Genomic DNA, 12102 nt, shown 5'->3' on the forward strand with positions numbered 1-12102 from the left:
CGCATGGGTTCGCCGGTCCCCGGCACGGAGGGCGCACCGCTCGCGGCAGGCACGGGCAGCACGGCGGCGAACAGCACGTCGCCCGGGTTGAGGCCGCCCACGAAGCGGGGCGCCGAGATCTTCATGCTCGCGTTCGCCGCCACGATCGTGACGGCGGCCCTGATCCTGGTCGAGGCGAACCAGGAGCAGGAGCTGACCATGCGCATCGTGTGGTTGGGCCTGGCCTACCTGGGCCTGCTGACCGTCGCGCACCTCGCCGTGCGCCGGTGGGCGCCGTACGCGGACCCGGTGATCCTGCCGTGCGTCGCGCTGCTCAACGGCCTCGGCCTGGTCATGATCCACCGGATCGACCTGGCCATGGCGGACGTGAAGCTGCCGGGCGGGCAGACGTGGGACCCGGCGGCGTCGAAGCAGGTGCTCTGGACGGCCATCGCGGTCGTGCTGTTCTGCACGGTGCTCAAGGTGCTGTCCGACCACCGCACGCTGGCCCGCTACGGCTACACGTTCGGCTTCCTCGGCCTGGTGGCGCTGCTGCTGCCCGGTGTGCTGCCGAGCTTCATCGCGCCCGAGATCAACGGCGCCAAGATCTGGCTGAGCTTCGGCGCGTTCTCCATCCAGCCCGGCGAGTTCGCCAAGATCCTGCTGATGGTGTTCTTCGCCGCGTTCCTGGTCTCCAAGCGCGACCTGTTCACCATCGCCGGCCGCCGGGTGATCGGCCTGGACCTGCCGCGCGCCCGCGACCTGGGCCCGCTGCTCGCCGCGTGGGCCGTCGTGGTCAGCATCATGGTGCTCCAGAAGGACCTGGGCTCGTCGCTGCTGTTCTTCGGCATCGTGCTGGTGCTGCTGTACGTGGCGACCGAGCGCGCCGCGTGGGTCGTGCTGGGCGTGGTGATGTTCTCCGGCGCCGCCGTCCTGGCCTGGCGCATCTTCGGCCACGTGCAGGTCCGCGTGCAGAACTGGCTGGACCCGTTCGTCGACCCGTACGGCGCGGGCCACCAGATCCTCCAGTCGCTGTTCGGCATGGGCACCGGCGGCCTGTTCGGCGCGGGCCTCGGCGGCGGCCGGCCGGACGAGATCCCCGAGGCCAACACCGACTTCATCACCGCCGTCATCGGCGAGGAGCTGGGCTTCGTCGGCCTGTCCGCGGTGCTGCTGCTCTACACCGTGTTCGCGCTGCGCGGCCTGCGCAACGCGCTCGCCGTGCGCGACACGTTCGGCAAGCTGCTCGGCGGCGGCCTGGCGTTCGCGGTGGCGTTCCAGATCTTCATCGTCGTCGGCGGCGTGACCAAGCTGATCCCGATGACCGGCATCACCGCGCCGTTCCTGTCCAAGGGCGGTTCGTCGCTGCTGGCCAACTACATCCTGGTGGCGTTGCTGCTGCGCATCTCCAACGCGGCGCGCGGGCCGAAGTCGGGCCCGAAGCCGCGCCCGCAGCAGCCGGCCATCGCCGACCAGTTCACTGTGATGGTGGAGCGTCCCCGATGAACACACCGCTCCGACGGGTCGGCGTCGCCATGATGGCGATGATCCTGCTGCTGCTGGGCAACGCCACGTACGTGCAGGTCATCAAGGCCGACGACTACCGCAAGAACCCGTTGAACCAGCGGGTGGTGCTGGACCAGTACTCCCGCGAGCGCGGTCAGATCATCGCCTCCGACGGCACCCCGCTGGCCGCCGTGCAGAAGACCGACGACCGGCTGGAGTACCTGCGGACCTACGCCAACGGCCCGGTGTACGCGCCGGTCACCGGGTACTTCTCGTTCATCTACGGCACCGGCGGCCTGGAGCGCGCCGAGGACGACCTGCTCAACGGCTCGGACGACCGGCTGTTCGCGCGGCGGGTGTCCGACCTGATCACCGGCCGCGACCCCAAGGGCGGCAGCATCCAGCTGACCATCGACGCCAAGCTCCAGCAGGTGGCGTTCGACCAGCTGTCGAGCCAGGGCCTGACCGGCACGGTGGTGGCGATCCGGCCGCAGACCGGCGAGATCCTGGCCATGGCCAGCACCCCGTCCTACGACCCGAACCGGCTCGCCACCCACGACGGCGACGCGCAGGAGACGGCGTGGCTGGAGCTGACGCAGGACGAGTCCGAGCCGATGCTGAACCGCGCGGTGCACCAGATCTACCCGCCCGGTTCGACGTTCAAGCTGGTGGTGGCCGCCGCGGCGCTGGCCGACGGCAAGAACAAGGACAGCGAGGTCGACGGCAGGCCGACGATCACGCTGCCGGGCACCAACACCCCGCTGCCGAACTTCAACGACACGATCTGCGGCAACGGCACCACGGCCAGCCTCCAGGAGGCGCTGGCCAAGTCGTGCAACACCGCGTTCGCGGTGCTGGCCAACGAGCTGGGCGCGGACGCGCTGCGCGAGCAGGCGGCCAAGTTCGGCATCGGCGAGCAGGACCTGACCATCCCGCTGTCGGTGGTGCCGTCCACGCTGGGCCCGATCTCGGACAAGCCGTCGCTGTACCAGACGGGCATCGGCCAGAAGGACGTCCAGATGACCCCGCTGGCCAACGCGGTCATGACGGCGACCATCGCCAACGGCGGCGTGCGGATGCAGCCGCACCTGGTGAGCAAGGTCCTGGCGCCCAACCTCCAGGCGATCAACGAGACCGACCCGGACGAGGTCGACGAGGCCATGGACGTCGACGACGCCCGCGAGCTGCGCGACATGATGATCGAGTCGGAGCGCAACACCTCGGGCGGCGGCAAGCTCAGCGGCGTGACCATCGCGTCCAAGACGGGCACCGCCGAGCACGGCGTGGACGTCCGGACCACGAAGCCGCACGCCTGGTACGTGGCGTTCGCGCCCGCCGAGGAGCCGGAGATCGCGATCGCGGTGATCGTGGAGAACGGCGGCCAGGCCGGTCAGCTCGCCACCGGCGGCCGGGTGGCCGCGCCGATCGGCCGCGCGGTCATCGGCGCCTACCTCGGGGGACGATGATGCTGTCCTCCGGCCAGTTGCTCGCCGAGCGGTACCGCCTGACCAGGCGGATCGCGGTCGGCGGCATGGGCGAGGTCTGGGAGGGCGACGACACCCGGCTCGACCGCCGGGTCGCGGTGAAGGTGCTGAAGGCGGAGCTGAGCGGCGACTCGCAGTTCCTGGAGCGGTTCCGCATCGAGGCGCGCACGACCGCGTCGCTGAACCACCCCGGTATCGCCGCGGTGCACGACTACGGCGAGACCGCGTCGATCCCGGACGGGCCGGAGGACACCGCCTACCTGGTGATGGAGCTGGTGGAGGGCGAGCCGCTGGCCGCCGTCATCGCCCGCGGCAGGCTGGGCGCCGACCGCACGCTCGACGTGCTGGAGCAGGCGGGCAACGCGCTCCAGGCCGCGCACGAGCGCGGGCTGGTGCACCGGGACGTGAAGCCGGGGAACATCCTGGTCACGCCCGAGGGCAAGGTGAAGATCACCGACTTCGGCATCGCGAAGGCGGCCGACGCGGCCCCGGTGACCAACAACGGCATGGTGATGGGCACCGCCCACTACATCGCGCCCGAGCAGGCGCTGGGCCACGCCGCCGAACCGGCCTCCGACGTGTACGCGCTGGCCGTGTGCGGTTACGAGTGCCTGACCGGGCACCGGCCGTTCCTGTCGGAGAACGCGGTGACGGTGGCGATGATGCACATCCGGGACATCGCGCCGCCGCTGCCGCCGGACGTGCCGCCGGGCCCGCGGGCGCTGATCGAGGCGACCCTGGTGAAGGACCCCCGCCAGCGCTACCGCAACGGCGGCGAGTTCGCCGCCGCCGTCGGCGCGGTCCGGGCCGGTCAGCCGCTGCCCGCGCCGTCCGGCCTGGCGATGGTCGTCGGCAGCGGTCCGCTGCCGCCTCAGGCGCCGCCGCAGGCGCCCCAGCCGATGAGCCCGCCGAGGGGTCAGCACGCCCACCCGGGCGTCCCGGTGACCCACCCGGGGTCGCGTCCGGGGATGCAACCGGTCCCACCAGCGGTGAACAGTCCGCACACGGGCGCTTTCGGTCCGTTGCCACCCGGAGCGGGCCCACCGGGGCGCAACCGCCCCGTGCTGTGGGTTATGGTCGCTGTGCTGGTGGTCGCGCTGCTGGTGCTCGGCGTGGTCCTCCTGCGCTGGGCGTTGCGCGACGAGGAGGTGCCCGGCGGGGCGAACCAGAGCACGACGTCCGCCCGCCGGCTCGACGACTCCACCGATCGGCTACCCGGCGCACCGAAGGTGACGATCACGAAGTCGGACTACGTCGACCTGCCGGTGGACGAAGTCGCCGAGCGGCTCTCCGGCTACGGCCTGGAGACCGAGGTGCACTCCGCCGACGGGGGCGTGCCGCGGGACCGGGGCCGGTGCGTGGTGTCGGACGTGGCGCCGACCGGTGAGGTCGCGGTCGGCTCGCGGGTCACCGTGACGTGCGTGCCGACGTGAACGCGGAGCGGCGGGGACGACACGAGCGGCGCCCCGGGGCACGAGCGGGGCGAGCGGCACGAAGGCAAGGTTTGAAGGCTTGATGGTGAGACCGTTGACGAGGAGCGGGACGAAGCACTGATGAGCACTCCGCGACTGCTCTCCAACCGCTACGAACTGGGTGAGACGCTCGGCTACGGCGGTATGTCGGAGGTGCACAAGGGCCGGGACGTCCGGCTCGGCCGCGACGTGGCCATCAAGGTGCTGCGCGCCGACCTCGCCCGCGACGCCCAGTTCCAGGAGCGCTTCCGGCGGGAGGCCCAGAACTCGGCGGCGCTGAACCACCCCGCCATCGTGGCCGTCTACGACACCGGCGAGACCCAGACCGAGTACGGTCCGCTGCCCTACATCGTCATGGAGTTCGTCGACGGCCGCACGCTGCGCGACATCGTCAAGACGCAGGGGCCGCTGACCGGCAAGCGGGCCATGGAGGTCATGGCCGACGTCTCGGCGGCGCTGGACTTCAGCCACCGGCACGGCATCGTGCACCGGGACGTCAAGCCCGCGAACGTGATGATCACCCGCTCGGGCGCGGTGAAGGTGATGGACTTCGGCATCGCGCGCGCGGTGCACGACGGCCAGGCCGCCGTGACCCAGACCGCCGCGGTGATCGGCACGGCGCAGTACCTGTCGCCGGAGCAGGCCCGCGGCGAGGCCGTCGACGGCCGCTCCGACGTGTACGCGTCCGGGTGCGTGCTGTTCGAGCTGCTGACCGGTGAGCCGCCGTTCACCGGCGACTCGCCCGTGGCCGTGGCGTACCAGCACGTGCGCGAGGACCCGAAGTCGCCGTCGTCGCTGAACCCGAAGGTGACGCCGCAGCTCGACGCGATCGTGCTCAAGGCGATGGCCAAGGGCCCGGCCAACCGGTACCAGTCGGCCGCCGAGCTGCGCGCGGACCTGGTGCGCGTGCTGTCCGGGCAGCGCCCGTCCGCGCCCGCCGTGATGACGCCCGAGGACCACCGCACCGCGGTGCTGAACCAGTCGCCGCGCACCGAGGTCGCGTCGTCGGGCGGCGGTCGGCACCGGTCGCAGCCGTCGCGCCAGGAGCCCGACGAGTACGACCCGCTCAGCGACGAGGAAGAGGAGCGGCGCGCCCGGCGCAAGAAGACGCTCATGATCGCCCTGGTGGTCGTGCTGTGCGTCGCCGTGCTCGGGCTCGCCGTCTGGATCACCACGGTCCTGCTCGGCAACGACGACGAGGACCCGGGCGGCACGGGGCCGCAGCGGATCGACGTGCCGGCCGTGCTGGGCATGACGCAGTCGGCGGCGCACAGCGCGCTCCAGGAAGTGGGGCTGGACTCCGCGGTCGAGCAGACGCCGTGCCAGCCGGGCACCGAACCCGCGTGCACCGAGGCCGACATCGGCAAGGTCGTGGCGACCGACCCGGCCGTGGGCAGCCCGGTGGAGAAGGGCGCCAAGATCAAGATCTTGGTGGGCAAGAGCGCCGAGCAGATCGAGGTGCCGAGCGTCAAGGGCCTGACCCCGCTGGAGGCCCAGAAGAAGCTGGAAGCCGACAAGTGGGGCTTCGAGCAGGGGACCGAGACCGTCGAGGTCGAGGACGCCTCCCAGGTCGGCAGGGTGGTCGAGCAGGCGCCCGACGCGGGCACCAGGGCGGCCAAGGGCAGCACCATCACGGTGAAGATCGGCCGGGCGCCGGACACGGTGCAGCTGCCGGACGTGACCGGGCAGACCGTGCAGAACGCCATCGAGACGTTGCAGGGCAACGGCTTCAAGGTCCAGACCAAGGACGTCGACAGCGCCGAGGACCAGGGTCGGGTCATCGCCCAGAACCCCGACCCGGGCCGGGCGGAGAAGGGCACGCTGGTCACGCTGAGCGTGTCGAAGAACAACCAGTTCCTCATGCCGGACCTGCGCGGGCTGTCCGAGAACCAGGCCCGCAGCAAGCTCAACCAGGCCGGGTGGACCGGCGGCGAGCTGGTGGTCTCCGAGGAGCCGACCACGGACATCACGCAGCGGGACAAGATCATCGAGCAGGAGATCCAGCCGAACACGCCGACGAACAAGAGCACGCGGATCAACGTCACCAAGGCGGAGTTCAGCGTCGGCGGCGGACCCACGACGACGAGGTAGCGCGGTCCCCGGCACGTGAAGAGGCCCTCCCGGACCGGTTCCGGGAGGGCCTCTTCACGTGATCGGTCCCGGGGTTCGCCCGGCCGGGGCGGCCCTCAGGACCGGCCGGCGGCCGCGGCGAGCTGCCGCATCCCGTTCTCCAGCTGGCCGACGGTCGCCTCGGGCACCTCGTGGCCGCAGGTCTTGAGCCAGTTGGCGAGCATCCGGTGGCCGCCCTCGGTGAGCACGGACTCGGGGTGGAACTGGACGCCCTCCACCGGCAGCTCGCGGTGGCGCATGGCCATCACCACGCCGGTCTCGGTGAGGCCGGTGACCTCGAACTCGGCCGGGACGGTGTCCGGCAGCACGGTCAGCGAGTGGTAGCGGGTGGCGGTGAACGGGCTGGGCAAGCCCTTGAGCACGCCCGCGCCCTGGTGGTGCACGACGCTGGTCTTGCCGTGCAGCAGCTCGGGGGCGAGGTCGACGGTGCCGCCCCACACCGCGCCGATGGCCTGGTGGCCGAGGCACACGCCGAGCACCGGGACGCCGCGGTCCGCGCAGTGGCGGATGACGTCCATGCTCCGGCCCGCCTTCTCGGGCGTGCTGGGACCCGGGCTGACGAGGACGCCGCCGACGTCGCCGACCTCGTCCAGCTCGACCACGTCGTTGCGCCGGACCACGCACTCGACGCCGAGCTGGGCCAGGTACTGGACGAGGTTGTAGACGAAGCTGTCGTAGTTGTCGACCACGAGCACGCGCATGCCGCCAGCGTAGCCGTGACGAACCTCTCGGACGAAGTGAGATTAGCCTAACCTAATCTGGAACTCATGAGTCGTTCCCTGCGCGTCGCCGTCGTCGGCGCCGGCCCCGCCGGCATCTACGCCGCCGACACCCTGCTCAAGTCCGACGTCGAGGTCAGCGTCGACCTGTTCGACCGGCTGCCCGCGCCGTACGGCCTGATCAGGTACGGCGTCGCGCCGGACCACCCGCGCATCAAGGGCATCGTCACCGCGCTCCAGCGCGTCCTCGACCGGCCCGAGGTGCGGTTCTTCGGCAACGTCGACCACGGCGTCGACGTGAAGCTGGACGAGCTGCGGCAGTTCTACGACGCGGTGGTCTTCGCCACCGGCGCCGACCGGGACCGACCGCTGGACGTGCCCGGCATCGACCTGGACGGCTCGTACGGCGCGGCCGACTTCGTCTCCTGGTACGACGGGCACCCCGACGTGCCGCGCACCTGGCCGCTGCGGGCCCGCGAGGTGGCGGTGCTCGGGGTCGGCAACGTCGCGCTCGACGTGGCCCGCGTGCTGGCCAAGACCGCCGACGAGCTGCTGACCACCGAGATCCCGGACAACGTGCACCGGGGCCTGGCGGCGAGCCCGGTCACCGACGTGCACGTGTTCGGCAGGCGCGGCCCGGCGCAGGCCAAGTTCACCCCGCTGGAGCTGCGCGAACTCGACCACTCGCCCAACGTCGAGGTGGTCGTGCACCCGGAGGGCATCGACTTCGACGCCGCGAGCGTGGAGCTGATCCGGTCCAACAAGCAGGTCGAGATGGTGGTCAGGACGCTCCAGGAGTGGGCGATCCGGGACGTCGGCTCCCGGCCGCGGCGGCTGCACCTGCACTTCCTCCAGTCGCCGGTCGAGGTGCTCGGCGTCGACGGCTCGGTGAGCGGGCTGCGCACCGAGCGCATGGAGCTGGACGGCTCCGGCGGGGTGCGCGGCACCGGCGAGCACACCGACTGGCCCGTGCAGGCCGTGTACCGGGCGGTGGGGTACCTGTCCGCGCACCTGGCCGACCTGCCGTTCGACCACTCGTCCGGCACCGTGCCGCACCAGGCGGGCCGGGTGCTCGACCTGGACGAGCAGCCGATGACCGGCGTCTACGTCACCGGGTGGGTCAAGCGCGGTCCGGTCGGGCTGATCGGGCACACCAAGGGCGACGCGCTGGAGACGGTGACCAGCCTGCTCGCCGACGCGCCGCTGCTGCCGCCCGCCCCCGCGCCCGCGCGCGAGGCCGTGGTGCGGTTCCTGGAGCAGCGGGCCGTGCCGTTCACCACGAACGAGGGCTGGCTGCGGCTCGACGCGCACGAGGTGGCGCTCGGCGCGGAGCGGGGGCGGGAGCGGGTCAAGGTCGTGGGGCGCGACGAGATGACCGGCCTCTGCCGGGGCTGACAAGCGCGGCCCCGGGCCTCCATCCGGGCTGACAAGCGCGGCCCCGACCTCTGCCGGGGCTGAGAGCGCGCCGGGCGGGCCCCGGTGGTCGGTCTCCGCCGACCCACCGGGGCCCGTCCCCTCATTGGGGCGTCGTGACGTTGTTGAACGGCAGCTTCGGCTCGGCCCACGGGAACACGACGAACATCAGCAGCGCCACCACCCCGGACACGAGCACCAGCGCCTCCAGGACCCGCACCGGCAGGGGGCCGGGCAGGTGGCGCCAGATCCAGCCGTACATCAGCTCTCCTTCATCGCGTCGGGCACGAAGTCGGGCGCCTTGGGGTAGCTGTCGGCGAGCACCGCGTGCACGATCAGCCGCTGCGCGTCCGAGAAGCGCGGGTGGCAGGTCGTCAGCGTCATCAGCGACGCCTGCTGCGCCGCGGGGATCTCGCCCTCGAAGTAGGGCACCGGCGCGATGACCTCGCCCTGGGTGGGCAGCACGATCTCCTGGCCGAAGGTCTTGTCGTAGGGCGCGCCCAGCGGCGAGACCTTCTGGCACTTCGGGTTGGCCTGCTTCTCCGCCCAGCCGCCCAGCTCGTCGGACATCGGCATCACCCGGTAGACGAACCACTGGGTCTGCGTCTCGACCACGATGGCGTCGCACGAGCTGAGCAGGTCGAGGTCGTTGAACGGCGCGCCCTTGCCGACGCGGTGGCCCGCGACGGAGAAGTTGCCCGGCTCACCCGGCAGGGCGGTGTTCTTGTAGTGGCCGGGACCGATCTCCAGGTCCTTGTCCGTGGTGCCCTCGACCACGGAGAACTTGTAGTCCGGGCCGAAGGCCGGGATGTAGAGCTTGGCGAACGCCTGCCCGTCGAGCAGGTCGTACTTGGCCTCGCGCTGCTGCTCGGGCGCCTCGACGGTGTTGGCGTTCCACTGGTCGTCGAGGGCCTGGGTGGCGTCGTCCTGCTTGCCCGCCGAGATGAGGTCGGTGACGTAGACCTCGTAGACGACGAACAGCAGGATGACCAGGCCCATGGTGATCAGGGCCTCGCCGAAGGCGCGGACGGCCTTGCGGCCGGGGGTGTCCGGGAGGAGGGCGGGGCGGTCGTCCCGGTCCTCGTCCTCGTCCCCGTCGCCCCGGTCCGGGCCCTCGTGCGCGTAGGCGTCGTCCTCGTCGTAGTACTCGTCGTCCTCGTAGTGGTCGTCCTCGACGGTCGGGATGACCTCCGTGGGCGGGTCCACGGGGCGAGGGCGGTGCGGCGGGCGGGGCGCGCCGGGGCGGGGCGCGCCCTGGTGAGGCGCCCCGGGGTGAGGCGCCCCGAGGTGAGGCGCCTGTGGGTGGGCTCCCGGGGGCACGGGCGGCTGGGGGTGCGGCGCCCGGGGGCGGCCGGCGGGGGCCGGTGGGAGGCTGCCCGAGAAGGCGTTGGTGTAGGTGGTGTCCGCGTTCGGCTGGACCGGGGCGGTGTAGCGGGTGGCGTCGGGGTCCGGCGCGGGGCGGGGACGCCTGCCGTCGGGCGGTGAGCCGCCCAGGCGGGCGGCGAGGTCGGCCCGGGGGTTGTGGTCGGCCTGCGCGCTCGCGGGGACCTGAGGGGCGCTCACAGGGGCGTGAGGGGCGCTCAGGGGGATGTGGGGGGCTTCGGGCGCGCGACGGCGGCCACCGGGCTCCGGCGCCTCCGGGGCGCGACGCCTGCCGCCGGGTTCGACGTCCTCGAACGGGCGCCCGCCGGGCTGGTCCTCGGCCATGCGCCGACCGGGCTGGTCCTCGACCGCGCGTCGACCGGAAGGGTGGTCCTCGATCAAGCGCCGGCCGGGCTGGTCGTCCACCGCGCGCCGGTTGGCGGGGTCGGCGTCCTCCCGGAGCGCGCGTCGGCCGGACGGCTGGTCCGCGTCGAGGGGCCTTCCCGCGCCGAATCCCGGCTCACCCGGGACAAGATCACCCGGTCGGCCGAATCCGCGGGGCGGGGTCGCCGGGCGCGCCGGAACACCTCCCGCCGGAACACCTCCCGCCGGAGCGGGCCGGTCGGAGCCGCCGGGCGGGGTGGCCGGGCGCGCGCCGCCTCCCGCGGGCTCGCCGAAGCGGTCGACGGCCTCGCCGTGGAAGGGGGGGCCGCCGGCCGGGCGGGGGAAGCCGCCGGGGCGCTCGACACCGCCGGGAGAGAAGAAACCCCCTGGTGGGGTGGCTGCGCGGGGCACGCCGCCCGGTGGTGTCGGCGGTCGGTCGACGGGGCGGGGCGCGGGTCGCGGTCGGTCGGGGGCGCTCGGCGGGACGGGCGGCCGGGAGCCCGGCGGGACCTGTTCGCCCGGGGCCTGCGGTGGCTGCGGTCCGGGTCGTGGCGGCCGGCCCGACGGGCCGCCTTGCGGCGGAGGCGGGTCGTAGCTCACCGGGTGACCTCCCAAGCCGAACGTTCCAGGACTACACAGTGCTTTAGCAGCCTGCTTGGTTACGTTAACGTGTTCATCCAGCAGTGGGCGTGAACTCACGCCGCTGAAGACCTACCCACCCGTCAGGCGAGGACGTCATGCCCAAGTCCAAGGTCCGCAAGAAGGCCGCCTACACGGCGCCTGCCGATCGCCGCACCCCGGTGAAGGTCAAGGCCGCGGGGCCGTCGCACCCCGTCTACGTAGCCGTCATGCTCGGCATGATGCTGTTGGGGCTGGCCTGGCTGGTGGTCAACTACATCGCGGGCGAGCAGATCCCCGTCATGATGGACCTCGGGCCCTGGAACTTCGCCATCGGCTTCGCCCTGATGATCGTGGGCCTGCTGATGACCATGAAGTGGCGCTGACCGCGCTACGCCACGTGGCCGACGGCCCGGACGTTCACCACGTCCGGGCCGTTCCGCGTTACCCGGTCGTTCACCGCGTTCACCTCCCGGTCACCGAAGCACAGCGTTGTAAGTCATCCCCAATGGGGACAACTCCTGTGGACAACTTTGCGACAAAATGCACAAGCGCCGGTCCGGGGCTCCAGTTGTCCACAAGCACGGAAGGCTCGACGGCGTGAACCAACCCCGTTCCTGGTCGCCGCGACCCGGCATGGTCGGCCTCGCGTGGGGCCTGGCCGCGGTGTCTCTGCTGGTCACGGTCCTGAGCTCGGAGGCGACCAGTCGGCTGCTGCTGGGCCTGGCCACGTTGTTGCTGGTGGGACTGGGTGCGCACGGCACTTTCGTGCGGCCCAGGCTGACCGCGGACGACGCCGGGCTGGCGGTGCGCACGCTCACCGGGACCCGGGCGCTGCCGTGGCACGAGGTGAAGGTGCGACTGGCCCGCACCCGCCGGTTGGGGCGGGAGACCGTGGCGCTGGAGCTGGACTGGAAGCGCGGTGAGGACGAGCAGCTGTTCGTGCTCACCCAAATGGACCTGGGGACCGATCCGCGTGACGTGGCGGACGTCCTGCACGCCCTGCGGCCCTAGCGGGGCGCCGGGCCCGGCTGG

General features: G+C 72.2%; 10 protein-coding genes. 7 read left to right on the forward strand and 3 right to left on the reverse strand.

What is annotated here, in order from left to right; genetic code table 11:
* Positions 1-3 precede the first annotated feature (3 nt).
* The 4 genes from ABD223_RS03835 (at position 4) to pknB (ending at position 6532) form a co-directional block, all read left to right on the forward strand.
* On the forward strand, positions 4-1485 hold the full coding sequence (locus ABD223_RS03835; protein ID WP_344034419.1) for an FtsW/RodA/SpoVE family cell cycle protein: 1482 nt from the start codon (positions 4-6) through the stop codon (positions 1483-1485).
* Positions 1482-2951, forward strand: coding sequence for a peptidoglycan D,D-transpeptidase FtsI family protein (locus ABD223_RS03840; protein WP_344034420.1), 1470 nt, complete (start codon positions 1482-1484; stop codon positions 2949-2951). Before ABD223_RS03835 ends, ABD223_RS03840 begins: the two co-directional genes overlap by 4 nt.
* On the forward strand, positions 2951-4402 hold the full coding sequence (locus ABD223_RS03845) for a serine/threonine-protein kinase (protein ID WP_344034732.1): 1452 nt from the start codon (positions 2951-2953) through the stop codon (positions 4400-4402). Before ABD223_RS03840 ends, ABD223_RS03845 begins: the two co-directional genes overlap by 1 nt.
* A gap of 120 nt (positions 4403-4522) precedes the next feature.
* Positions 4523-6532, forward strand: a complete 2010-nt coding sequence (gene pknB, locus ABD223_RS03850) for a Stk1 family PASTA domain-containing Ser/Thr kinase (RefSeq protein ID WP_344034421.1) — start codon at positions 4523-4525, stop codon at positions 6530-6532.
* Between the two features lie 95 nt (positions 6533-6627).
* Here pknB and ABD223_RS03855 read toward each other — a convergent pair whose 3' ends face one another.
* Entirely contained in the window at positions 6628-7272 is a 645-nt protein-coding gene (locus ABD223_RS03855; RefSeq protein WP_344034422.1) for an aminodeoxychorismate/anthranilate synthase component II, read from the reverse strand.
* Positions 7273-7338: 66 nt separating this feature from the next.
* Here ABD223_RS03855 and ABD223_RS03860 point away from each other — a divergent pair, with 66 nt between their 5' ends.
* Positions 7339-8685, forward strand: coding sequence for an FAD-dependent oxidoreductase (locus ABD223_RS03860; RefSeq protein WP_344034423.1), 1347 nt, complete (start codon positions 7339-7341; stop codon positions 8683-8685).
* A gap of 121 nt (positions 8686-8806) precedes the next feature.
* On the opposite strand, the gene ABD223_RS03865 is transcribed toward ABD223_RS03860, so the two are convergent.
* Together ABD223_RS03865 and ABD223_RS03870 are read right to left on the reverse strand one after the other, a co-directional pair.
* Positions 8807-8965, reverse strand: coding sequence for a hypothetical protein (locus tag ABD223_RS03865; RefSeq protein WP_344034424.1), 159 nt, complete (start codon positions 8963-8965; stop codon positions 8807-8809).
* On the reverse strand, positions 8965-9909 hold the full coding sequence (locus tag ABD223_RS03870; RefSeq protein ID WP_344034425.1) for a class E sortase: 945 nt from the start codon (positions 9907-9909) through the stop codon (positions 8965-8967). The genes ABD223_RS03865 and ABD223_RS03870 overlap by 1 nt, the downstream gene beginning before the upstream one ends.
* Positions 9910-11186: 1277 nt before the next feature.
* Here ABD223_RS03870 and crgA point away from each other — a divergent pair.
* Positions 11187-11453, forward strand: coding sequence for a cell division protein CrgA (gene crgA / locus ABD223_RS03875; RefSeq protein WP_344034426.1), 267 nt, complete (start codon positions 11187-11189; stop codon positions 11451-11453).
* Between the two features lie 214 nt (positions 11454-11667).
* On the forward strand, positions 11668-12081 hold the full coding sequence (locus tag ABD223_RS03880; protein WP_344034427.1) for a PH domain-containing protein: 414 nt from the start codon (positions 11668-11670) through the stop codon (positions 12079-12081).
* Positions 12082-12102: the final 21 nt, after the last annotated feature.

The sequence above is a fragment of the Saccharothrix xinjiangensis genome (assembly GCF_039527585.1).
Classification (GTDB): Bacteria; Actinomycetota; Actinomycetes; order Mycobacteriales; family Pseudonocardiaceae; genus Actinosynnema; species Actinosynnema xinjiangensis.